Origin of the sequence: Kribbella monticola (assembly GCF_003261635.1) — a bacterium.
Lineage (GTDB): Bacteria > Actinomycetota > Actinomycetes > Propionibacteriales > Kribbellaceae > Kribbella > Kribbella monticola.
On sequence record NZ_QFXK01000018.1, the window covers coordinates 128,023 to 149,081 of the forward strand.

General features: G+C 67.7%; 21 protein-coding genes and 1 tRNA gene. 11 read left to right on the forward strand and 11 right to left on the reverse strand.

The features are described 5' to 3' along the window. Positions 1-11 precede the first annotated feature (11 nt). Genes DIZ26_RS08885 through DIZ26_RS08895 form a run of 3 tightly spaced genes read left to right on the forward strand, consistent with a single transcriptional unit; the run spans position 12 to position 2,643 of the window. Positions 12-1,226 carry a cytochrome P450 gene (locus DIZ26_RS08885; RefSeq protein WP_112239227.1) on the forward strand — a complete coding sequence of 405 codons (1,215 nt, stop codon included), beginning with the start codon at positions 12-14 and terminating at the stop codon, positions 1,224-1,226. A 13-nt stretch (positions 1,227-1,239) separates the two neighbouring features. Then, the gene (locus DIZ26_RS08890) at positions 1,240-1,434 is read left to right on the forward strand and encodes a ferredoxin (RefSeq protein ID WP_112239228.1); all 195 of its coding nucleotides are present in this window, start codon (positions 1,240-1,242) and stop codon (positions 1,432-1,434) included. Positions 1,435-1,440: 6 nt separating this feature from the next. Next, a complete protein-coding gene (locus DIZ26_RS08895) occupies positions 1,441-2,643 on the forward strand; it encodes an NAD(P)/FAD-dependent oxidoreductase (RefSeq protein WP_112239229.1) in 1,203 nt (400 codons plus the stop codon). Positions 2,644-2,686: 43 nt separating this feature from the next. Here the strand turns inward: DIZ26_RS08895 and DIZ26_RS37405 are convergent, their stop codons facing one another. Both DIZ26_RS37405 and DIZ26_RS08900 read right to left on the reverse strand, forming a co-directional pair. Next, positions 2,687-2,962, reverse strand: coding sequence for a hypothetical protein (locus DIZ26_RS37405; RefSeq protein WP_157979655.1), 276 nt, complete (start codon positions 2,960-2,962; stop codon positions 2,687-2,689). A 96-nt stretch (positions 2,963-3,058) separates the two neighbouring features. Next, the gene (locus DIZ26_RS08900) at positions 3,059-4,801 is read right to left on the reverse strand and encodes an aminotransferase class V-fold PLP-dependent enzyme (RefSeq protein WP_112239230.1); all 1,743 of its coding nucleotides are present in this window, start codon (positions 4,799-4,801) and stop codon (positions 3,059-3,061) included. A 94-nt stretch (positions 4,802-4,895) separates the two neighbouring features. Here DIZ26_RS08900 and tenA point away from each other — a divergent pair, with 94 nt between their 5' ends. The 3 genes from tenA to DIZ26_RS08915 all read left to right on the forward strand — a co-directional run bounded on the left by tenA (position 4,896) and on the right by DIZ26_RS08915 (position 7,264). Next, entirely contained in the window at positions 4,896-5,564 is a 669-nt protein-coding gene (gene tenA, locus DIZ26_RS08905; protein ID WP_112239231.1) for a thiaminase II, read from the forward strand. After that, on the forward strand, positions 5,561-7,114 hold the full coding sequence (locus tag DIZ26_RS08910) for a phytoene desaturase family protein (RefSeq protein WP_112239321.1): 1,554 nt from the start codon (positions 5,561-5,563) through the stop codon (positions 7,112-7,114). Before tenA ends, DIZ26_RS08910 begins: the two co-directional genes overlap by 4 nt. A 77-nt stretch (positions 7,115-7,191) precedes the next feature. After that, a tRNA-Lys gene (locus DIZ26_RS08915) sits at positions 7,192-7,264 on the forward strand. A 318-nt stretch (positions 7,265-7,582) separates the two neighbouring features. On the opposite strand, the gene DIZ26_RS08920 is transcribed toward DIZ26_RS08915, so the two are convergent. Continuing rightward, positions 7,583-8,941, reverse strand: a complete 1,359-nt coding sequence (locus DIZ26_RS08920; protein WP_112239232.1) for an MFS transporter — start codon at positions 8,939-8,941, stop codon at positions 7,583-7,585. 241 nt (positions 8,942-9,182) lie between these two features. Here DIZ26_RS08920 and DIZ26_RS08925 point away from each other — a divergent pair, with 241 nt between their 5' ends. The 4 genes from DIZ26_RS08925 to DIZ26_RS08940 all read left to right on the forward strand — a co-directional run bounded on the left by DIZ26_RS08925 (position 9,183) and on the right by DIZ26_RS08940 (position 12,479). Beyond that, the gene (locus DIZ26_RS08925; RefSeq protein WP_232828209.1) at positions 9,183-10,166 is read left to right on the forward strand and encodes a sigma-70 family RNA polymerase sigma factor; all 984 of its coding nucleotides are present in this window, start codon (positions 9,183-9,185) and stop codon (positions 10,164-10,166) included. Positions 10,167-10,319: 153 nt separating this feature from the next. Continuing rightward, complete coding sequence (locus DIZ26_RS08930; protein ID WP_112239236.1) at positions 10,320-10,895, forward strand: dihydrofolate reductase family protein; 576 nt, start codon at positions 10,320-10,322, stop codon at positions 10,893-10,895. Between the two features lie 5 nt (positions 10,896-10,900). Continuing rightward, positions 10,901-11,602: an NAD(P)-dependent oxidoreductase gene (locus DIZ26_RS08935; RefSeq protein WP_112239238.1), complete on the forward strand. Its 702-nt coding sequence runs from the start codon at positions 10,901-10,903 to the stop codon at positions 11,600-11,602. A gap of 61 nt (positions 11,603-11,663) precedes the next feature. After that, positions 11,664-12,479 carry a FadR/GntR family transcriptional regulator gene (locus tag DIZ26_RS08940; RefSeq protein ID WP_198675998.1) on the forward strand — a complete coding sequence of 272 codons (816 nt, stop codon included), beginning with the start codon at positions 11,664-11,666 and terminating at the stop codon, positions 12,477-12,479. Here DIZ26_RS08940 and DIZ26_RS08945 read toward each other — a convergent pair. The 8 genes from DIZ26_RS08945 to DIZ26_RS08980 form a co-directional block, all read right to left on the reverse strand. Then, positions 12,464-13,291, reverse strand: coding sequence for an amidohydrolase family protein (locus tag DIZ26_RS08945; protein WP_198675999.1), 828 nt, complete (start codon positions 13,289-13,291; stop codon positions 12,464-12,466). The genes DIZ26_RS08940 and DIZ26_RS08945 overlap by 16 nt on opposite strands. Beyond that, entirely contained in the window at positions 13,288-13,626 is a 339-nt protein-coding gene (locus DIZ26_RS08950; RefSeq protein WP_112239244.1) for an L-rhamnose mutarotase, read from the reverse strand. The genes DIZ26_RS08945 and DIZ26_RS08950 overlap by 4 nt, the downstream gene beginning before the upstream one ends. Further along, positions 13,623-14,804, reverse strand: coding sequence for a mandelate racemase/muconate lactonizing enzyme family protein (locus tag DIZ26_RS08955; protein WP_112239246.1), 1,182 nt, complete (start codon positions 14,802-14,804; stop codon positions 13,623-13,625). Before DIZ26_RS08955 ends, DIZ26_RS08950 begins: the two co-directional genes overlap by 4 nt. A gap of 28 nt (positions 14,805-14,832) precedes the next feature. Further along, positions 14,833-15,735, reverse strand: a complete 903-nt coding sequence (locus tag DIZ26_RS08960) for a carbohydrate ABC transporter permease (RefSeq protein ID WP_198676000.1) — start codon at positions 15,733-15,735, stop codon at positions 14,833-14,835. A 2-nt stretch (positions 15,736-15,737) separates the two neighbouring features. Then, positions 15,738-16,679 carry a carbohydrate ABC transporter permease gene (locus DIZ26_RS08965; RefSeq protein WP_112239250.1) on the reverse strand — a complete coding sequence of 314 codons (942 nt, stop codon included), beginning with the start codon at positions 16,677-16,679 and terminating at the stop codon, positions 15,738-15,740. Position 16,680: 1 nt separating this feature from the next. Further along, positions 16,681-18,054: an ABC transporter substrate-binding protein gene (locus DIZ26_RS08970; RefSeq protein WP_112239252.1), complete on the reverse strand. Its 1,374-nt coding sequence runs from the start codon at positions 18,052-18,054 to the stop codon at positions 16,681-16,683. A gap of 103 nt (positions 18,055-18,157) precedes the next feature. Beyond that, positions 18,158-18,919, reverse strand: coding sequence for an SDR family oxidoreductase (locus tag DIZ26_RS08975; RefSeq protein ID WP_112239254.1), 762 nt, complete (start codon positions 18,917-18,919; stop codon positions 18,158-18,160). Next, positions 18,919-19,902: a zinc-dependent alcohol dehydrogenase gene (locus tag DIZ26_RS08980; RefSeq protein ID WP_232828210.1), complete on the reverse strand. Its 984-nt coding sequence runs from the start codon at positions 19,900-19,902 to the stop codon at positions 18,919-18,921. Before DIZ26_RS08980 ends, DIZ26_RS08975 begins: the two co-directional genes overlap by 1 nt. Positions 19,903-20,028: 126 nt before the next feature. Between DIZ26_RS08980 and DIZ26_RS08985 the strand changes: the two genes are divergently transcribed. Beyond that, positions 20,029-21,033 carry an aldo/keto reductase gene (locus tag DIZ26_RS08985; RefSeq protein ID WP_112239258.1) on the forward strand — a complete coding sequence of 335 codons (1,005 nt, stop codon included), beginning with the start codon at positions 20,029-20,031 and terminating at the stop codon, positions 21,031-21,033. The last annotated feature ends 26 nt before the right edge of the window (positions 21,034-21,059 follow it).

A 21,059-nucleotide genomic window follows, 5' to 3' on the forward strand; every position in this document is an offset into this window, starting at 1 on the left:
GGGAGTCGACGATGGCCGAGATCGTGGAGGAACTACCGACCTATCCGATGAGCCGCGGTCGCTGCCCGTTCGACCCGCCGCCCGAACTCGACCGGCTGCAAGACACCGAGCCACTGTCGCGGGTGAAACTGTGGGACGGCAGTACGCCGTGGATGGTGACCCGCTACGACCACAGTCGCCAGCTGCTCGCCGACCCTCGGATCAGTTCCGACCCGCGCAACGACGGCTTCCCGTTCTCGAACGCGGCTCAGTCGCAGAACCGCGGCCAGTTCAATGCGTTCATCGTCCGCGACGACCCCGACCACGCGGCCCAGCGCCGGCTGGTGACCGCCGACTTCATGATCAAGCGGGTGGAGGCGATGCGGCCGCGGATCCAGGAGATCACCGACGGCCTGATCGACGACATCCTCGCCGGCCCGAAGCCGGCCGACCTGGTCGAGACGCTCGCCCTGCCGCTCCCGTCCCTGGTGATCTGCGAACTGCTCGGCGTCCCGTACGCCGACCGCACACTGTTCCACCGCCTCGGCAAGACGCTGCTCCGGCGCGACAACACCGCCGAGCAGAGCCGGGCCGCCAGCGAAGAACTGCGGGCCTACCTGCGGGACCTGGTGAAGCGCCTGGACTCCGCGCCCGACGACGCTCTGCTCAGCCGCCTGATCGTGCAGCAGTTGCGTACCGGGCAGATGGGCATCGAGGACATCGTCGACATGGCCCTGTTGCTACTGATCGCCGGCCACGAGACGACCGCCAACATGATTGCCCTGGGCACCGTTGCGCTGCTCGAGCACCCCGATCAGCTGGCCGCCCTCCGCGACACCGACGACCCCAAGCTGGTCGCGAACGCCGTCGAGGAACTGCTGCGCTACCTGACCATCGTGCACAACGGCCGCCGCCGCGTCGCCCTGGACGACATCGAGATCGGCGGGCGGCTGATCCGCAAGGGTGACGGCGTGATCGTCGCGACCGAGATCGCCAACCGCGACGCCGAGGCCTTCCCCGACCCGGACAAACTCGACATCCACCGGGCCGCGCGGCACCACGTCGCCTTCGGGTACGGCGTACATCAATGCCTTGGGCAACCATTGGCACGCGTTGAGCTGCAGGTCGTCTACAGCACGCTCTACCGGCGCATCCCGACGCTGGCGCTGGCGATCCCACTCGACGAGGTGCCGTTCAAACACGACATGGCGATCTACGGCGTGCATGCGCTGCCGGTGACTTGGTGATGGGAGAGCTGGGATGAAGGTCGTTCTCGATCAGGACAGGTGCATCGGGTCGGGGCAGTGCGTCCTGTCGTCGCCCGAGGTGTTCGACCAGCGTGACGACGACGGCATCGCCGTACTGCTGGCCGAACAGCCTCCCGCCGATGCCGAGGAAGGTGCGCGGGAGGCGGCCCGGATCTGTCCGGCGCTCGCGATCACGGTGGCGGAGTAGCCGCGCGTGCTGTCCCGGGTGGTCGTCGTCGGCGCCTCGGCCGCTGGACTCACCGCGGCCGAGGCGCTGCGGCGTGAGGGCTTCACGGGTGAGCTGACGATCATCGGCGACGAGGTGCATTCGCCGTACGACCGGCCGCCGCTGTCGAAGCAGATCCTCCGCGGCGCCTGGGAGCCCGATCGGATCGTCCTCCGCCCTGACGCGCTCCTGGCCGATCTCAAAGCGTCATGGATGCTTGGTACGCCGGCGGCCGGACTCGATCCGATCGGGCGCAAGGTGGTGCTCGCGGACGGTCGTGAGATCGGGTACGACGGCCTTGTCATCGCGACCGGGGCGACGCCACGGCGACTGCCGTTCGGGCACGACCTCGCCGGCGTACATCTGCTGCGGACGCTCGACGACACCCTCGCGCTGCGGGACGGCCTGCGCTCAGCGCGCTCGATGGCGATCGTCGGCGCGGGCTTCCTCGGCGCCGAGGTCGCCGCGGTCGGGCGCGAGTCGGGGCTCGAGGTCACCATGATCGATCCCCTCCCTGCGCCGATGATCCGGCAGTTCGGCGCGGAGCTGGGCGGGTTGCTGGCACAGCTGCACCAGTCGCGCGGTGTGAATCTTCGTTGTGGCGTTGGCGTCAGCGCGTTGACGGGCGAGGGCGGCCGAGTCGCAGGTGTCGAGCTCTCCGATGGATCGCACGTGACCGCTGACCTCGTGCTGGTCGCGATCGGCGCGACCCCGGCGACCAGCTGGCTCGCCACCAGCGGGCTCCGCCTCGGCGACGGCGTGGAATGTGACCAGTACTGCGCCGCAGCGCCCGGCATCGTCGCGGCCGGCGACGTCGCCTCATGGCATCACCCCCGGATCGGGCGCCGCCGGCTGGAACACCGGATGAACGCCACCGAGCAGGCAACGATCGCCGCCAAGAACCTGCTCGGCGCGAAGATCCCGTTCGCACCGGTCTCCTACTTCTGGACCGATCAGTACGACGTGAAACTCCAGGTCTACGGCCGATCCGGCGACGACCTCGACTTCCACATCGTCGCCGGCGACCCCACCGAAGGCCGCTTCGCCGCCCTCTACGGCGACGGCCACCACGTCACCGGAGCCATGGCCTGGAACCTCCCCCGCCACGCCCGCCTCCTCCGCGCCCACGTCGCCAACCAAATCCCTTGGAAAGAGGCAGTCGCCCCCATCTCCACCAACGTCGGCGGCTGACCCACCGCGAGCAAACGCCCGACGGCGCCGCCCCGACACGAACTCAACGCCGGGCGGCGCTGATCCACCTGCGTGCGGCGGCAAGGAGCTTGGCGAGTCTGGTACGCCAGGTGGTCTGCGGTCGGGAGGGTGCGAGCGGATCGATCTTCCGGTGCACGAGTTTGCTCGGGTAGCTCGCCGCCTCACGTCCCGCCCGCGACGGGCGGCTGCTGGGACGAAGGCTTTTCGGCGTACGGCCGAGTGGCTGGTGGGCGACCGTCTGGCGTTTTCGGAGGACTCGTCGGTGCGCGGTGGCTCGTTCGGCATCTTCACTGGTCATCGGATCCACCTCCGCGCCTCCAGTGACCGTTGCCCACGGCACGCACACGTCCACGAGCGGGCTGTGACAGCGTTGTTACATGCCGTTGCCTGGTTGTCAGCGTGCCGAGCGGGTGATGCAGGTAGCGGGGAGGTCGAACCAGCGGAGGTGGTCGAAGTCGGCGTTGACGGCGGCCTCGTCGGCGGTCGGGGCGGTGTGCTGGCAGGCCGAGAGGAGTTGCCGGGCCTCGGCGAGGTAGTCGTCGAGGGCGGATTCCGGGGCGGTGTCGTTGTGGTGCGGATAGCGCAAGGTGCCGTCCGCGTCGTAGCCGACCTGGGACAACCGCATCGGCGGCTCGACCGGGCCGCGGTGGTGCTTCCAGAGACCGTTGGCCGGGTCGAACCGGTAGTCGCCCAGCAATCGCCAGCCGTCCCGCGCGACCAGCTTCACCGCTTCCACGACGTACGAGAAGACTGCTTCGGAGATGAAGTAGTTGAAGTTGACCCGGACCCAGCCCGGTTTGATTCCCTCGCAGCCGTGCATGATCTCGGCGGCGAACTCCGCCGACTGCTGCAGGTCGATCCCGAGCAGCGTGTGCCCGTACGGTCCCGCGCAGGAACAGCCGCCGCGGGACTGGATGCCGAACAGATCGTTGAGCAGGGCAACGACGAAGTTGTGGTGCAGATAGCGCCCGGACGGCGCCTTCACCACGAACGAGACGATCGACAGCCGCTCGGCGTCCAGGTTGCCGAGGATCTGGATGTTCGGCTCCTCGCGCCAGGCCTCCACCGCGCGGCGCAGGTACGCGTCCTCGTGCGCCCGGATCACCTCGATTCCGACCGCCTGCTTGAGCTGGAACACCAGGCCGGCCCGGATCGACTCGATGATGGCCGGCGTGCCGCCCTCCTCGCGATGGATCGGGTCGTCGAGATAGCGATGCTCGTTCGGGTTCACGAACACGACCGTGCCGCCACCCGGTACGTCGGGTACGCGGTTGTGCAGCAGGTCGCGGCGCACGACCAGCACACCCGGCGTACCCGGGCCGCCGATGAACTTGTGCGGACTGAGGAAGATCGCGTCCTTGTACGACAGCGGGTCGGCCGAGCGCCCGCCGTACATGTCGATCTCGATGTACGGCGCGGCGGCGGCGAAATCCCAGAACGACAAGGCGCCGTGCCGGTGCAGGAGCGCGGAGACCCGATGGGTGTTGCTGACGATGCCGGTGACGTTGCTCGCGGCGGAGAACGAGCCGATCTTGAGCGGCCGCTCGGCGTACCGGATCAGCTCTTCCTCGAGGCGCGGGATGTCGATGTGCCCGTCGGAGTCCTGGCCGATCGTCACCACGTCCGCGATCGACTCGCGCCATGGGAGCTCGTTGGAGTGGTGTTCGTACGGGCCGATGAAGACGACCGGGCGGCGCTCGGGCGGGATCTGGCCGGTCAGCTGGTACTCGTCCTCGAGGCCGGCCGGGATCCGCAGGCTGAGGACGCCGATCAGCTTGTCGATCGCGCCGGTCGCGCCGGACCCGCAGAAGATCACTGCGGTCTCGTCGTCGCCCCCGACGCTGTCGTGGATGATCTTGCGGGCGTCCTCGCGCAGCCGGGTGGTCTGCAGACCGGTGCCGCTGGACTCGGTGTGGGTGTTCGCGTACCGCGGCAGCACTTCTTCGCGGATGAAGTCCTCGAGGAAGGTGAGGGCCCGGCCGGACGCGGTGTAATCGGCGTACGTGACCCGGCGCGGGCCGTACGGACCGGGCATCACCTGGTCGTCGCCGATCACCGACGACCGGATCCGGCTCAGCAGCGGGGTGTCCGGCGGCATCGCCAGCGCCTCGCTCGGTGCGGTCTCCTGGATCGTCATGGCGTCAGGGTAAGCCGGTTCGTGAAGTTCGTCTCCTGCCAATCGTCGGTGCGCTTGGCTAGGGTTCTCAGCAGTCGACGGTGAGGAGCTGGGGATGACGTTTTCCGCGGAACTGTGGGAGCGCGGCGCCGCGAAGGTGTACGAGGAGATCCTGCGCCACCCGTTCATCACCGGGCTCACCGACGGGACGCTGGAGCACTCCGCCTTCCGCTACTTCATCATCCAGGACAGCCACTACCTGCGGGCGTACTCGCGCGCGCTCACCCTCGTCGCCGCCCGGGCGACCCACGAGGACGAGGTGCGTCTCTTCGCCACCCACGCGGCCGAGGCGATCGCGGTCGAGCAAAGTCTGCATTCGGAGTTGCTCGGCTCGCTGGGCCTCGAATCGGCCGACGTCGACGCTGCCGGGTCACGGCCGACGACCACGGCGTACATGTCCTATCTGACGGCTGTCTGCGCGACGGGCACGTACGCCGAGGCGGTGGCCGCCGTGCTGCCCTGCTACTGGATCTATCGCGACGTCGGCCGGGAACTGCTCAAGCGGTCGTCGCCCGATCCGGTCTACGCGCAATGGATCTCGACGTACGGGTCCGAGGAGTTCGACGCGGTCGTAGAGTCGGTGCTGGCGGTCACGGATCGGCTCGGCGGCGACGTCGGGCCGGCTGAGCGCGAACGGTGCCACCGGCACTTCTCCACCACCACCAGGTACGAGTGGATGTTCTGGGACGCCGCGTACCGCGAGCTGGATTGGCCGGCCGGATGACAGATTTCTACGACGTCGTGATCGTCGGCGGCGGCCACAACGGCCTGGTCGCGGCTGGATACCTGGCCGGCGCGGGGCTGTCCACGCTCGTGCTGGAGCAGCAGGGGCACACGGGCGGCGCCGCGGTGAGCCAGCAGGTGTTCCCCGGCGTCGACGCCCGCCTGTCGCGGTACTCGTATCTCGTCAGCCTGCTCCCCGACAAGATCGTGGCCGACCTCGGCCTGTCCCTGGAGCTCCGGTCCCGCTCCGTCGCGTCGTACACCCCCGTACGCCGGGGAGGGCGCGACCTGGGTCTTCTGGTCGACCGTCCCGAGGGCGCCGCGACCCGTGCGTCCTTCACGGCGTTGACGGGCAGCGACGCGGAGTACGACGCCTGGTCTGCCTTCTACGGGTCTGTCGGGGAACTCGCTGCCGTGGTCGCGCCGACGCTGCTCGAGCCGCTGGTGCCTGGTGAGTCGTTGCGTCGCCAGGTGGACCCGGCGTTGTGGGAGGCGCTGGTGGAGCGGCCGCTCGGAGAGGTGATCGAGCAGCGGTTCACCGACGACACGGTGCGGGGTGTGGTCGCGACGGACTCGGTGATCGGGACGTTCGCCGGCCTGCACGACGAGTCGCTGATCCAGAACCGGTGCTTCCTCTACCACCTGATCGGCAACGGCACCGGCGAATGGCGGGTGCCGGTCGGCGGTATGGGTGCTGTGACGGATGCTTTGGCGACTGCCGCCCGGCGGGCTGGTGCGTCGCTGGTGACGAACGCCTCGGTGACGTCGGTCGAGGCCGACGGGAAGCGCGGCTCGGTGACGTGGCTCGGCGGTGACGGTGAGCGTTCGGTCGACTGCTCCTTCGTACTGGCCAACGTCGCGCCGGCCACACTCGACGGTCTGCGCGGGCGGTCGGTTTCTGCTCGACCGGAAGGATCCCAGCTCAAGATCAACCTGCTGCTGTCACGGCTCCCCCGGCTACGCTCGGGCGACGACCCAGCGCGCGCCTTCGCGGGCACCTTCCACATCGACGAGGACTACTCGCAACTCGAATCGGCTTATGTTGAAGCCGCCGGTGGCTCCCTGCCCGCAGTACCGCCGTCCGAGGTCTACTGCCACTCTTTGACGGACCCGTCCATCCTGAGCCCTGCCCTGATCGCCTCCGGGCATCACACCCTGACCGTCTTCGGCGTTCACTTCCCGGCCCGATTGTTTGCCTCCGACAACGATGCCGCCCGCAACGAGTCCGTACGCCGCGTGCTGGCCGGCCTGGAGTCGTACCTGGCGGAACCGCTCGAACCCTGCATCGCCCGCGACGCCGACGGCAACCTCTGCATCGAGGCCAAGACGCCGTACGACATCGAGGCATCCGTCGGCATGCCCGGCGGCCACATCTTCCACGGCGACCTGCAGTGGCCCTGGCTCGACAACTCCGCCGACACCGGCCGCTGGGGCGTCGAGACCGACGTCGCCAACCTCCTCGTCTGCGGCTCCGGCGCCCGCCGAGGCGGCGCCGTCAGCGGCATCCCCGGCCACAACGCCGCCCAGGCCGTCCTCGAACTACACCCCTGAAACTCGCCCCCCGAACCGATTTCGCATCCCCCCATCCGCCCTGCTACGATCCTCTTCGTTCGAACACAACAGAACATGCGCCGCTAGCTCAATTGGCAGAGCAGCTGACTCTTAATCAGCGGGTTCGGGGTTCGAGTCCCTGGCGGCGCACCGGCATCGAGGCTCAGGCAGACATCGCAATCTGTTCCTGGGCCTTTGTGCTGTCCGGGAAGAGATTTCCCACGATCCACGGGCAGCGCTCTCCGCTTCAGCAGATCTGGGCAGTTGGTGATGTCGGCCACACCGAGGCTGACCTTCGTCTGTGGTTGCCGCGAGCGTTGACGGTGGCATCGTGAAGCTGTAGCTGAGCCGGCGGTGGAGTTGTTTGTTGGGGGTGCGGGGTGGCGACGTGCTTGTCGCCACCCCGCAGGGGGCAGGCCTCAGGGGCTGCCGGGTCGGGTCAGTTGGGGAACCAGTTGCGCATCTGGGTCACCTCCTTTCTTCTGGTCGGGCGTGAGTGGGCTCGGGTGAGCGGCGTACCGATCGAAGTACTCCGAGCACACTGAGGGTTCCGATGGCCCCGGCTCCGCAGATCACTGTGTAGGCGGGGGTTATCTCGGCGACGGCGCCGCCGGTCGCCATGCCGAAGCCTTGGAGAGTCATGATTCCGGCGCCCAGCAGCGACATCGCCTGACCTCGCTGCTGCTCGGGCACCGCTTGGACGAACCACCGGTCCATGCCGAGGGTGTAGGCGGCACACAGCCCGGTGGTGAACATCAACGCGATCGCCAGCGGCAAGGCGGGATGGGTGACGAACGCGATCATCGGCAGGAGGGACAGGGCGGCGAGCGGAAAGACGATGCGGTCCCGGGTCGCGGGTGTGAGGAGTGTGCCGGCCAGGATTTCGCTGATCACGTTGCCGGCCGGCATGGCCGCGAGGAACGCGCCGAATCCGGCCGAATCCGCTCCCAGCCCGGTCGTGTAGGGGGCGGCTGCTCCTTCGGCGACGACGAAGAACATCGGCGGGATCCACCACAGCAGCAGCAGTGCACGGATGCGTGGGTCGCGTAGTAGCTGCCCGGTCGAGGTGAGGCTTTGGTACTTCGCCTTAGTCTCCGCCTTGGTCTTCGCCCTGGTCTTCGCCTTGGTCTTCGCCCTGGTCTTCGCCTTGGTCTTCGTCGTCTTGGTCGTGGTGTTTGCCGCGGCGGCGGCGGGTGTCCGGGCGGGCCGTTCGCGGGTGCCGAGGCGAAGCAGCAGGGCGGAGCTGAGGAAGGTGGCGACGGCGACGCAGAGGGCTGCGCGGGGTGGTAGCCAAACCAGGGCGAGACCGCCGAGCCCGTAGCCGACGATCTGGGCGCTCTGCGAAACGATGCGTACCAGCGAGCGGCCGAGTATGTAGAGGTCGTCCGGCAGGATGTCGACGAGGCTGGCCGCACGAGTGCCGGTGAACAGCGGCGAGATACTCGCGGCGATACACCGCAGTACGAACAGCGCCGCGAGCGGTGCCCGCGGGACGGCCATCGTGGCCATGCAACCCGCGCTGAGTAGGTCGCAAGTGACGAGGAGTCTGCGCGGCGGGTGCCGGTCGGCCAGGCCGGACAGCAACACTCCGCTGAGGGAGTAGGGCAAGAACCCGAGCGCGAAGATCAGCGCCGTCAGCAGCGCTGAGCCGGTCTCGCGAAAGACCAGTACGGCCAGCGCGACCTCGGCGAAAACCCCGCCCAGGACCGACAGGACATGGGCGGCAAAAATCGCCCGGTACTCCCGGACGGCGAAGACGGCGCGGTACCCGTTGCCCGCAGCGTCCCGCGTACGACGCCCGCCGCTGCGCGCTCCGAGCCGGGTCACCCTTCGATCACCTTGCCGGCCAACGGTTCAACGCGCCCCGGCAGGCTCGGCTCGCTCAGCACCCGGCTCCCCAGCCCACCGTCATACCAATCTCCTCGTCGCCGCACTCGATCTCAGACTAATATCCACTTCATATGATATGCAATAGATATTATCAATGGGTCATCCGTGCGAACGGTCAGTTCCCTCCGCGCTCATGGAAAACGCGAGGTGGCACCGGTGTCGGGCTAATGTGTGCGATGTGACCGGGACCGCGGTGGAGGGCGACGAGTTCGTACTGCGCGCCGATCAGTACCGGCCGGAGTTGCTGGCCTACTGCTATCGGATGCTCGGATCGTTGGCCGATGCCGAGGACGCGGTGCAAGAGACCTACGTGCGCGCCTGGCGAGCCTTCGACTCGTTCGAAGAACGGGCGTCGTTGCGGACCTGGTTGTACCGGATCGCGACGAACACCTGCTTGAGCGCCTTGAGGCACCACGGCCGGAGGGTGCTGCCGTCCGGGTTGGGTGCTCCGAGTCAGGACTCGTCCGCGCCGCCGAACTCGGTGGACACGAGTGTGAGGTGGCTGCAGCCGTTTCCCGATGACTGGTTGCCGGACTCGAGCGATCCGGCCGCGATCGTCACAGCCAGGGACACCGTGCGGCTCGCGCTCGTCGCCAGTCTGCAGTACCTGCCACCCCGCCAGCGCGTAGTACTCATCCTTCGCGAGGTGCTCGCCTGGAGTGCCGCTGAGGTTGCCGAGCTGCTCGACATTTCGGTTGCGGCCGTGAAGAGCGCTCTGCAGCGGGCTCGGGCGCGGCTGGACGATGTGGCGCCGGTCGCGGACCAGGTAGGCGAGCTGACCGAGCCGCAGCAGCGCGAGCTGCTCGACCGCTACGTCGCCGCGTTCGAGACGGCCGACCCCGCAGCACTCGAACGGCTGCTGCGTGCCGATGCCACGCTCGAGGCTCCGCCGTTGCGGCGTTGGTACTCCGGCATCAGGTACTGCATGCCCTACATGGGACAGCACGTGCTGGGTTCGCCCGGGCACTGGCGGATGCTGCCGGCCAGCGCCAACGGCCAGCCCGCCGTCGCCGCCTACTACCGCGGTGCGGATGGCAGCTATCTGCCCTACGGGATCGTGGTGCTCACGGCAGACGCGGACGGGATCTCACGCATCACCGCGTTCGGCGACGCAGATCTGGTCACGGCATTCGGCTTCCCGGCGGTCCCGCCAGACGCGTGACCCGTCCCACGGGCCGCTGTCGAGCACGTGCGGGTGGGTTGTCACGAAGGTCGGTCGAGAATTTCTGAGCTAGACCGATTCCTTCTGGCGGTGCGGTTCGTCTGTAGTGCGACGTTGCCGAACAGTCGGCAACACCACACACGGAGGTTCGTCATGCGAAAACTGACCGTTTCGACCCTGGCCTCGCTCGACGGCGTCATCCAGGACCCAGGCGGGTTCGGCGAGACCGACCAGGGCGGTTGGGCAAACCAGTACTTCACCGACCAGGCGCAGCAGGAGGCGCTGGACCGCCTGCTGGCCAGCGACTACTTCCTGATGGGACGGACCACCTACGAGCTGATGTACCGGTCCTGGGGCAACGTCAAAGGCGGCGGCCCGTACCTCGACCGGACGAACGAGATTCCCAAGCTCGTCGCATCGAGAACCCTGACCGGGTCGCTGCCCTGGAACGCGACGGTGATCCAAGGCGACGTGGCCGAGGAGATCGCCAAGCTCAAGCAGCAAACCGGTGGGGACATCGAGGTGTACGGCAGCTCCACGCTGGTGCAGACCCTCATGAAGCACAACCTGATCGACGAATACCGGGTCGCGGTTCACCCGCTCGTTCTGGGCGGCGGGACGCGGCTGTTCGTCGATGGTGGTGTCCGTACCACGCTCCAGCTCAGCGAAGCGCGGAAGCTCGAATCCGGCGTGGTCGAGCTGGTCTATCTGCCCGCAGGCAAGGAGTGAACAGCATGCAGATCGGTGTGATCGGCGCGACCGGCAACCTCGGTCGACGCGTGGCCGCAGAGGCAGCGCGGCGCGGACATCACGTCACGGGCTTCACGCGCGACGCGTCACGGCCGCACCCCGAGGTACCGGTCGCAACCTGGAGGAGCATCGATGTGCTCGACCCGGAGAGCGCAACAGCTGCGATCGGCGGTCTCGACGTACTGGTCAGCGCCTATGGGCCGGGCAACGCGAGCCAGGACTTCGACGACACCATGCGCCGGTCGATCGAGGACCCGTCGACCTTCGCCCGGGTGGCGGCCACGCTGCTGAAAGCACTCGATGCACATCCGTCGATCCGGCTCATCGTCATCGGCGGAACCGGCAGCCTGGAGATCAGCCCTGGGGTGGTGATGGCAGACCGGGCCGACCACATGCGTGCTGATCTGGAGAAGATCGGACTGCCGGGCGACTACATCGTCGCGGTCGAGGGACACCGTGCCGCGCTGAACACCTATCGCCTCTCCAACCGGCTCTGGACCTATCTCAGCCCGCCGGAGTACGCCTTCCCCGGCGAACGCACGGGCCGCTTCCGCCTCGGTGGCGACCAACTGCTCACCGACTCGGACGGCCAGAGCCGCATCTCGTTCGAAGACCTCGCAGTCGCGGTCATCGACGAGGCCGAGCTACCGGCTCATACTCAACGGCGATTCACCATCGCCTACTAGCAGTGGCGATCTCAGGAGTCTCCAGGAAGCCAGGGCGGTTGCAACCTGAGGCGTCGCAGCCTTGTCCGCGGCCCGCGTCGGTAAGATCATACGTATGGCGAAAGACTCGATTCCCGCTGCGCAGTTGATGCCGCGACGTCTGCCGGTGGGTCGGCTCGGGGTCTCGGTCGTCGCCGAGCTCGTGGATCTGATCGTGACTGGCCGGTTGAAGGAAGGCGATCTGCTGCCTCCGGAAGGGCCGCTGAGCGAGCACTTCGGGGTGAGCCGGACGGTGTTGCGCGAATCGGTGAAGCGCCTCGAGGAGAAAGGCCTGGTGACCGTCTCGCAAGGCCGGGGTACGCAGGTTCGGGCGCCGGGGTACTGGAACATGCTGGACCCGGTGGTGTTGTCTGCCCTGATCGACAACGACGAAAGTCTCGGCGTCCTCGACGAGTTGACGGTCGTGCGCGCAAGCCTTGAGTCGGCCATGGCGGGGGCAGTGGCCGGTTCGCACACCGCCGACGAGCTCAGGCGGCTGGAGAACGCGTTGACCGCCATGCGGGAAAGCGAGTCGGAGACCGACTCGTTCCGGCAGGCGGATGTGATCTTCCATTACGCGGTGATGGAGATCTCCGGTAACCGGCTGGCGGAGAACATCGCCAAGCAGATCTACAAGCGCGCCGTGGAGTCCAGCCGCTATCAGGGCATCAACCCGCCCGACGCGGTGGCGCTCACGCTCAAGGAGCACGAGGCGATCGTCAAGGCCATCGCGCGCAACGACGTCGCCGCCGCCGAGAAGGCGATGCTTGCTCACATCCACGTGGCGTGGGAACGCCGGCGGCCGTCCGACCACCCTCCCCGCTCGCGCAGCCGCAAGCGGGGTCAGAAGAGGCAGTAGACCTCGGCGGCATTGTCACCGAACACCCGACGGCGTTCCGCCTCGGACAACCCGGTGAACAGGCTGTCCACAGCAGACTTCCACGCGGCCGCTCCCCCGCCGAGTTCGGCCAGCGGCCAATCGGAGCCGTACAGGAGGCGATCGGGTCCGAACGCTTCGAGGGCGATCGTCACCCGATCGGCCAGGTCCTCGGCCCGCCAGGAGCCCGGAGCCAGGCCGGACACGAGGCCCGAGACCTTCGCGACGACGTTCGGGCGACGAGCCAGTTCACGCAAGCACGCTGCCCACTCGCTCGCGTCCTCTGCAGGGCCGGGCGGGCCGCCCAGGTGGTCGAGCACGAAGCGCATTCCCTCGTGCCGGCCACTCACGAGCGCCGCCTGCGGAAGTTGCCAATCGCGGACGACGAGGTCGAAACACAGGCCAGCACGATCGAGTGCGTCGAGGCCGAGAGCAACGTCCTCCCGCAGCAGCCACTCGGGATCCGGGTCGATGTGCACCAGATGGCGCACCCCCACGACGGGAACCGTCGCGTTCCGGCGGATCCGGTCGAGCTGGGGACCGACCTCCGCGGTGAGGTCGACCCAGCCGACCAGACCCGCGACCACCGACGGGTCCAGCTGGGCGAGCCGGACGCTCTCCGCCAGGCTGTTGCTCGCCTGGACGACGACCGCGCGATCGAGTCCTGACGCTTCGAGCATGGCACCGAGATCGGCCGCGCCGAAGTCACGGTCGATCGGTGCCATCGTCTGCGGATCGATCCAGTCCTGCGGGTCCAGAGCGCGATCCCACAGGTGCACATGGGCATCGATCACCCGAGGTGCCACACTTCGTCGATGGGTTGCCACAGCGCGCCAGGAGTCCTTTCCTCGGCAATCCTCACCTGGCACGGATCGGTGTGCGTCCACCATTCCTGCGAGACCGGGTCAGCCGCGATCCGGCGCATGTCCGCGTCGTGGTCCTCGCCGACGTACTCGTAGTACGCGAACAGGATGTCGCCGAAGACGAAGATGCTGTAGTTGCGAATGTTGCATTCGACAAGCTTCTGCTCGACGCCCGGCCAGACGGCACTGTGCAGCTTCAGGTACTCCTCGCGCTTGTCGGGACGTACTCCGACGACGAAAGCCCGGCGCTCCGGCTCGCGCGTCACGAGACGGGCCTCAGCGGTACGGCGGGAACGTCGATCACGTCCGGCTCGGCGACCAGCCGCAGCGCAGCCCGCTCCGGCCGGATGTGCGGTCCGGTCGAGGCGGGAACGACCGCCCCCGAGTCGCCCGGCGCCAGCTGGGACTCGTCCACCACGATGCCGATACCAGGTCGGTCACCCAAGATGATCCCTCCGTCGTCAAAGGTCTGGTCGACGTCCAGTCCGACCGGGAAATGGAGATCCTGGACCTCGTAGGTCAGCAGGTTCGGTACGGCGGCGGCCGCGTGCGCGACCGGGTTCGCGTTGTACGCAACGGGACTCACGGGCAGATCGTGACCATGCGCCAGCGTTGCCACCCGGAGGAAGTGGGTGATCCCCCACACGTTGCCCACCTGGACGACATCGAGCGCCCTGGCGTCGAGCAGCGGGCGATACTGCTCGAGCCCGGTCAGGTTCTCGCCACTGGCGATCGCCGCCCGGACCTTTCCCCGCAACGCGGCCATCCCGGCGGCATCCCACCGGCGCAGCGGCTCCTCCACCCAGGTGAGGTCCAGACGCTCCTCGATGGCGGCCACGTACCGGGCGGCCTGGGCGTGGTTCCAGCACTCGTTCGCGTCGAACATGAGGGCGGGCCGGCGGGAATTGCGGCTCAGTACGTCGCGCATGATCTCCAGCCGGGGCAGGTCGCGGTCCAGGTCGCGGCCGCCCTTGAGCTTGCCCGCCTTGAACCCGCGGTCCGCGAACCGGCCGTAGAGTTCGCCGAGCTCCTCGTCGGTCAGGCCGTACTCGAGGCCGGACGCGTACCCCGGGACGAAGCGTTCGCGCGCACCGAGGGTCCGCCAGAGCGGCTCGTCGGCCGCCTTGGCCTTGAGATCCCACAAGGCCATGTCGATCGCCCCGATCGTGCCGAACACCGGACCGGAATGACCGGTCTTGAACACCCAGTCGAGCATCCGGTCGTAGAGGGCGACGGCCGCTCGGGGGTCCTCGCCTTCGACCGCTGGGAAGACGCGCGCGATGTCGCTGTGCGGGCCGAGGCCGACTCCTTCGATACCGGCATCGGTCTCGATGATGAGGACGGGGACCGGTGTGGTGTTGCCACTCTGTACGCCGTTGACGTCGCCGGTGACTCTCCCCCAGTCGTGAACGGTGCTCAGGCTGCGATAGCCAGTGATCTTCATGGGCAGTTCTCCTTGCGAGCCGGGGCGGTCATTCCTTGGTTCCTCCCGCCGTCATTCCATCGACAAGGAACCGTTGAGAGAAGAGGAAGACGATCAGCACCGGCAGGATCGACACGATGGTCGCCAACGCCAGGGTGGGCAGCTGGACGGAGTCCGATCCTGCCGAGCTGGGATTGAACGCGGGGGTCGCGGCCAGCAGCGAGGTGAGGCCGACCTGGATGGGATAGCCGTCACTGGAGGGCAGCATCACGAACGGCAGGAAGAAGTTGTTCCAGTTCTGCACGAAGCTGAAGAAGGCGACCAGGGCAACGATCGGCGCGGCCAGCGGCAGCGCGATCCGGGCGAAGACCTGGAATTCCGTGCAGCCGTCGATCCGGGCCGCCGCCAGCAGATCACGCGGGATGCTCGTCGAGAAGTAGATGTAGGTGAGGTAGACGCCGAACGGAAAGAACGACATCGGCAGGATCACCGACAGCGGACTTCCGATCAGACCGAAGCTGTTCAGCTCGAGGAAGATCGGCAGCACCAGCGCGGTGCTGGGAATGAGCATCACGACCAGGGTCAGCACCAGGAGCACCCTGCGGAGCTTGAACTCGGTGAGCGCGAGGGCATATCCCGCGGGGATGCTGACGAGGAGCGTGATCACCAGCGCGCCCACCGAGTACACGGCGGAGTTGGCGATCCAGGTCGTGACCGCACCGTCCTGGAAGTCGAACAGCTGGTGGAAGTTGGCCACGAGGTCGTGCCAGGTGCCCACCGAGAACGGGTTCGAGACGGTCAGCGACTTGGCGGACTTCGTGACCGCGAACAGCAGCCAGACGATCGGAATCGCGAAGAAGCAGACGAAGAGAAGCGTCACGACGCCCGCGACGGACCGTCCGCTCCATCCTCGGAGGTTCGCGCCGCGGCGTTCGACGGAGAGTGCCGGCATTCTCATTCCTTCTCGAAGAGGCCACCGCGGGTCACGAACACCCAGGACAGCAGGAGCGCGACGACCAGCAGGATGAGGGAGATGGCAGCAGCGCCGTTGAAGTCGTTCTGCTGGAACGCGTACTGGTAGGCGAGCTGGTTGAGCGAGTAGTCGTTGGGGACCACCGCGTTGCTGGCCTGACTGAGCAGTTGCGGTTCCACGAACAGCTGGGTGCCGGCCGCCAAGGACATCACTCCCATGTAGGCGATCCACTTGCGAAGCATCGGAAGCTGGATCTGCAGCGCGGTCTGTACGGCGTTCGCCCCGTCGACCTGGGCTGCCTCGATCACTTCCGTGCTGATGTTGTTCAGGGCGCCGTACATGATCACGATCCAGCCGCCCGCTCCGGTCCAGAACGCGATGATCGCGAAGATCGCCGGCAGGTGCCCGGGCTGGATGACCGCTACGAAGCTGTCGAACCCGAGCCCTCGGAGCAGGCCACTGACCGGGCTGGCGGTGGGATCGAGGACGAACAGCCAGAGCAGGACGCTGGATGCGCCGGCCAGAGCGCCCGGGAGGTAGTAGACGAAGCGCAGCGCGGTGCTCGCCCAGCGCAGGCGGACGGAGTGGACGAGCAATGCCAGGCCCACGACGAAGACCACGAGCCCGACCAGCCAGATGACCAGGTAGGTGGTCACATGAAGCACGGCCGGCCAGAACCGGAAATCGCCGACAACCTTCGTGAAGTTGGCGAGACCGGCGAATCCGCCGTCGGTGTTCGTGAAGGCCAGCACCACGGCGTACAGAGAAGGAACCACTCCGAAAGCCAGCGCGAGCAGGGCGTAGAGCGAGACGAAAAGGTAGCCGATCCGGGTGCGACCGGGCGCCCGGCCGGTGGGCCGGACCGGTCGCCGGCGCTCGGTGGCGCCGGCGACCAGCTGGTCGCTCGGTGGAGCGATGGTCATGTCAGTTCACCGTGTATCCGTTGACCTTGGCCTGGTTCTCGATCGCCTGCTGCCAGGTCGGCAGCAGTTCCACGATCGACTTGCCTCCGGTGACCGCGGTGGTCACCGTCTTCGCCCAGATCGCTTCCTGGCTGAAAGTGCCGTAGCCCCACCCGTCCCAGATCTGCGAAGCGGCGGTGACCACCGGCTCGAGCGAGGTCGCGAAGTACTTGCTCGACTCCTGCTTCGCGACCCACTTCTCGGCGGCCGGCGCGTAGGCGGGGTAGCCCGGCGCGACATTCACCTGGTAGTCGTCGGCGGTGGTGACGAACTCGACGAACTTCGCGGCCGCCGCGAGGTTCTTGGAATGGCTGGAGATGAACCACGTTCCGCCACCGACATTGCCGGTGACCGGCTTGTCCTCGCCCTTCCACGGGAGGGGCGCTGCGATGCCGAGCTGGCCGGCGGGCACGTTCAGCGACTGCGGGTTGTTGAAGATCGCCCCGGCGTACCAGGCGGGGCCGGGCATCATCAGCACCTTGCCGGAGTACTTCTTCACGAACTCCGGGGTGAAGACGCTCACTACGGGGACGGTTCCGTTCCCGCGGAGGGTGTCGAGCATCGACGCTGCCCGCTTGCACTCGTTCGTGTCCGTCTTCACCGTGACCGCCTTGGGGCCGGTGACGCCATTGGCCTGGCACTTGCTGGCCCAGAAGAAAACCTCCGGTGTCCACGCGTCGCCGGCGGTGCCGATGATGTAGCCGGGATGCTGCTTCGCCACCTTCTCTCCGAGCGCCTGGTACTCCTCCCAGGTGGTCGGTACGGCGTACCCGAACTGATCCAGCAGCTTCTTGTTGTACCAGAGCACGGCCTGGGCGAGGTCGTTGCGAAGGCAGTACACGTGGCCGTCCACCGTGCAGGGGTTGAGCGATCCGGCGGTGAACTTCGCGAGCGTGTCACCAGGGACCAGACCTTTGTCCAGCATGCCCGCGAAGGCCTCCTTGCCACCGCTCTTCTGACTGGCCCAGGCCGCGTCGTTGTTCTGGGTGGAGAAGACGACGTCGGGCCAGCCGCTGCCGGCCCGATCGAAGAGCTGCATCTTCGTCCGGAACGAGTTCGACCCGTTCGCCGAGCCGTCGTAGGCGACGACCTGGATCTTGGTGTCCGGATTGGCCTTCTGGAACGCCTTCGCGGCGGCCTGACGGTCGGCGTCCACCCAGACCGTGATCGTCGAAGAGGTTTCCTGCTTGGCTTCGGGAAAGCCGTACGACCCGCTCGCCGAGCTGGTGCTGCTGCCGCATCCGGCGAGAGCCAGGAGTGCGGTGGCGGCGAAGACCCCGGCGACGGCCGCCGCCGACCTGCGGCGGAGCTGGATCGCCCGGTTGATTCCGACCATGAGATGTCCTTGTCTTGTGGACTCCGGTGTGGACCCGGAGTGGACCACTGCTAGAGAGCATACGTATGACGTTTTATCATTGCCGTCGTCGGCGCAACAGAGGTCAGCGGCCGAGCCACCCACCGTCGACCGGCAGGATCGCCCCGGAGACGTAGCGGGCGGCGTCCGAGGCGAGGAAGACGGCCGCGCCGGCGATGTCCTCCGCCGTTCCCCAGCGCCCCGCCGGGATCCGCTCGAGGATGGCGCGCGACCGGTCGGGGTCGTCCTGCAGCGCCTGGGTGTTGTCGGTGGCGATGTAGCCCGGAGCGATGCCGTTCACGGTCACCCCGCGGCCCGCCCATTCGTTGGAAAGGGCGCGGACCAACCCCGCCGTACCGGACTTTGCGGCCGTGTAGCCCGGGACGTTGATGCCGCCCTGGAACGACAGCAGCGACGCCGTGAAGATGATCCGGCCGTTCCCGGCCTGCAGCATTCGCCGGCCCAGAATCTGGCTGAGCACGAACGTACTGGTCAGATCGACCTCGAGCACCTCGTCGAACCACTCGAGCGGGTGCTCGGCGGCCGGAGCACGGCGAATGGTTCCGGCGTTGTTCACGAGGATGTCCACCTGGCGGTCGCTCGCGGCCAGCCCTTCGGCGAACTCGGTCACCTGGGCGCGATCGGCGAAGTCGACGCGATACCCGGCGAAGTCGCGGCCCAGCCGGCGTACCCGGTCCTGGATCGTCGACGCCGCCGGGTCGAGGGTCGCCGACACCGCGACGATGTCGGCACCGGCGGCCGCCAGGGCCTCGGCGACCGCGAACCCGATCCCGCGCTTCGCGCCCGTCACCACGGCGAGGCGCCCGGTCAGATCGAAAGGATTCATCAGGCGTTCAGCTCCACCAGCAGTTTCATGGCCCGTCCTGCTTCAAGGACCTCGAAAGCCGACTGGATCTCGGCCAGGGACACGGTGCTGGTCACCAGCTTGCCGGTCGGTATGGTGCCCTCGGCAACAAGTTCGGCAGCGCGCTCGAAGTCGCGCCGTTGATAGACCCGCGCACCGAGGATCCGCAACTCCCGCCAGAACACGCGATGGAGGTCCATCGGCCGCGGTTGTGGGTGGATCGCCACCACGACGAGCGTCCCGCGGACCTTGACCAGATCGGTGGCGCCCTGTACGGCGGCCGCGGAGCCCGAGACCTCGAACACGACGTCCGCGCCCGCGCCCCCGGTCCACTCCTGCACCCAGGCGGCCTGATCGACGGACGAGGGATCCAGCGTCGCGAGCCCGATCTCCGCCGCGGTGGCCCTGCGAGCAGGGTCGATCTCGGCGATCACCACGTCCGCACCGGCCGCGGCGGCGACGATCGCGATCAACACACCGATCGGGCCCGCGCCGATGACGACCGCCTTGTCCCCTGCCCCGAGCTCTGACCGCCGTACGTCGTGTACTGCGACTGCCACCGGCTCCACGAGAGCGGCGTCTCGTAGGGAAACGGAGGACGGCAGTCTCACCAAGGTCGACGCCGGGACGTTCCAGTACTGCTGGAGCGCCCCCGGGCTGTCGATTCCGATGAAGTTCAGGTGCTGGCAGATGTGCTCGTTCCCGGCGCGGCAGGCCGGACAGGTGCCGTCCCATGCCAGCGGCATGACCGTCACCGGGTCACCGATCGACCAACCCTGCACACCGGCACCCAGCTCGACGATCGTGCCCGACATCTCGTGCCCGATGGTCGCCGGCTTGGTGACGCGGCCGTCCATGTCGCCATGGAAGACGTGCAGGTCGGTGCCGCAGATGCCGACATAGGCAACGGCGATGCGGACCTCTCCCGGACCGACAGCGGCCGGTTCGCGCTCTTCGACCGTCATCGTCCGGTCGCCTACGTAGTTCGCCGCCAACATCGCTTCCCACTTCCTCTTCGCTTCGGCACCGCCGTCCGGCAGCGTAACCCACAATTCTTGCAAACGTAATACGTATGCTGAAAAGCTTCCAGCATGCACACCGACGAACTTCGGAACGCGCCCCTGCCCACCCGGCGCCTGCGCACCGGCCACCACCTCACCGAGCTGGGCCTGGGCGCCGCCCAGTTCGGCAACCTGTTCACGGAGACGACCGACGAGCAATCGACGCTCGCCGGCCAGGCCGCACTCGGCGAAGGGATTCGCTACTTCGACACGGCACCGCACTACGGCCTGGGCCTTTCCGAACACCGCCTCGGACAGGCCCTGGGCGACACCGCCGTCCTCATCTCCTCGAAAGTGGGCCGCCTGCTGACGGACAGCCCGGAGACGGCCGACCGGCTCGACGACGACGGATTCGTCGTACCTGCGACCAAACGGCGGGTCTGGGACTTCAGTCGGGACGGAATCCTCCGATCGGTCGAGCAGTCACTGTCGCGACTCGGCCGGGACCACCTCGACATCGCCTACCTGCACGATCCGGACGACCACTGGGAGTCGGCCTCGACCACCGGGATCGCAACCCTGGTTGAGCTTCGGGAGCAAGGCGTGGTCGGTGCGATCGGCGCGGGCATGAACCAGTCGGCGATGCTGACCGAGTTCGTCGAGCGGACGGACGTCGATGTCGTCATGGTCGCCGGCCGGCTCACCCTCCTCGACCAGTCGGCTCTCCGCGACCTGTTACCCCTCGCGACGAAGCGCGGTATCGGAGTGGTCGCCGCGGCGGTCTACAACTCCGGCCTGCTCAGTACGTCGACCGTGGACAGGTCGGCGTACTACGACTACGGACGTGCGCCGAGAGCTGTCGTCGAACGGGCCACCGCTCTCGCCGAAGTGTGCGAACGGCACGGCGTCAGCCTTCCCGCGGCGGCCGTCCAGTACCCCTTGCGTCATCCCACGGTGGTGTCGGTGGTCACCGGAATGCGCACCGAGGAGCACGTGCGGAGTACGGCAAACCGGTACCGCGAAGACGTCCCGGAATCGCTGTGGGAGGAGCTGCACGCGAGCGGCCTCGCGCAGGATCCGACCCGGACCAGCTAGGCGCATTCGGAGCCCACGAACCCTTG

Excerpts from the sequence above, each read along its gene's own strand:
- DIZ26_RS08885 (WP_112239227.1), top strand. The coding sequence starts at position 12 with ATGGCCGAGATCGTGGAGGAACTACCGACCTATCCGATGAGCCGCGGT.
- DIZ26_RS08890 (WP_112239228.1), top strand. The coding sequence starts at position 1,240 with ATGAAGGTCGTTCTCGATCAGGACAGGTGCATCGGGTCGGGGCAGTGC.
- DIZ26_RS37405 (WP_157979655.1), bottom strand. The coding sequence starts at position 2,962 with ATGACCAGTGAAGATGCCGAACGAGCCACCGCGCACCGACGAGTCCTC.
- DIZ26_RS08900 (WP_112239230.1), bottom strand. The coding sequence starts at position 4,801 with ATGACGATCCAGGAGACCGCACCGAGCGAGGCGCTGGCGATGCCGCCG.
- tenA (WP_112239231.1), top strand. The coding sequence starts at position 4,896 with ATGACGTTTTCCGCGGAACTGTGGGAGCGCGGCGCCGCGAAGGTGTAC.
- DIZ26_RS08910 (WP_112239321.1), top strand. The coding sequence starts at position 5,561 with ATGACAGATTTCTACGACGTCGTGATCGTCGGCGGCGGCCACAACGGC.
- DIZ26_RS08930 (WP_112239236.1), top strand. The coding sequence starts at position 10,320 with ATGCGAAAACTGACCGTTTCGACCCTGGCCTCGCTCGACGGCGTCATC.
- DIZ26_RS08935 (WP_112239238.1), top strand. The coding sequence starts at position 10,901 with ATGCAGATCGGTGTGATCGGCGCGACCGGCAACCTCGGTCGACGCGTG.
- DIZ26_RS08955 (WP_112239246.1), bottom strand. The coding sequence starts at position 14,804 with ATGAAGATCACTGGCTATCGCAGCCTGAGCACCGTTCACGACTGGGGG.
- DIZ26_RS08960 (WP_198676000.1), bottom strand. The coding sequence starts at position 15,735 with ATGCCGGCACTCTCCGTCGAACGCCGCGGCGCGAACCTCCGAGGATGG.
- DIZ26_RS08965 (WP_112239250.1), bottom strand. The coding sequence starts at position 16,679 with ATGACCATCGCTCCACCGAGCGACCAGCTGGTCGCCGGCGCCACCGAG.
- DIZ26_RS08970 (WP_112239252.1), bottom strand. The coding sequence starts at position 18,054 with ATGGTCGGAATCAACCGGGCGATCCAGCTCCGCCGCAGGTCGGCGGCG.
- DIZ26_RS08975 (WP_112239254.1), bottom strand. The coding sequence starts at position 18,919 with ATGAATCCTTTCGATCTGACCGGGCGCCTCGCCGTGGTGACGGGCGCG.
- DIZ26_RS08980 (WP_232828210.1), bottom strand. The coding sequence starts at position 19,902 with ATGACGGTCGAAGAGCGCGAACCGGCCGCTGTCGGTCCGGGAGAGGTC.
- DIZ26_RS08985 (WP_112239258.1), top strand. The coding sequence starts at position 20,029 with ATGCACACCGACGAACTTCGGAACGCGCCCCTGCCCACCCGGCGCCTG.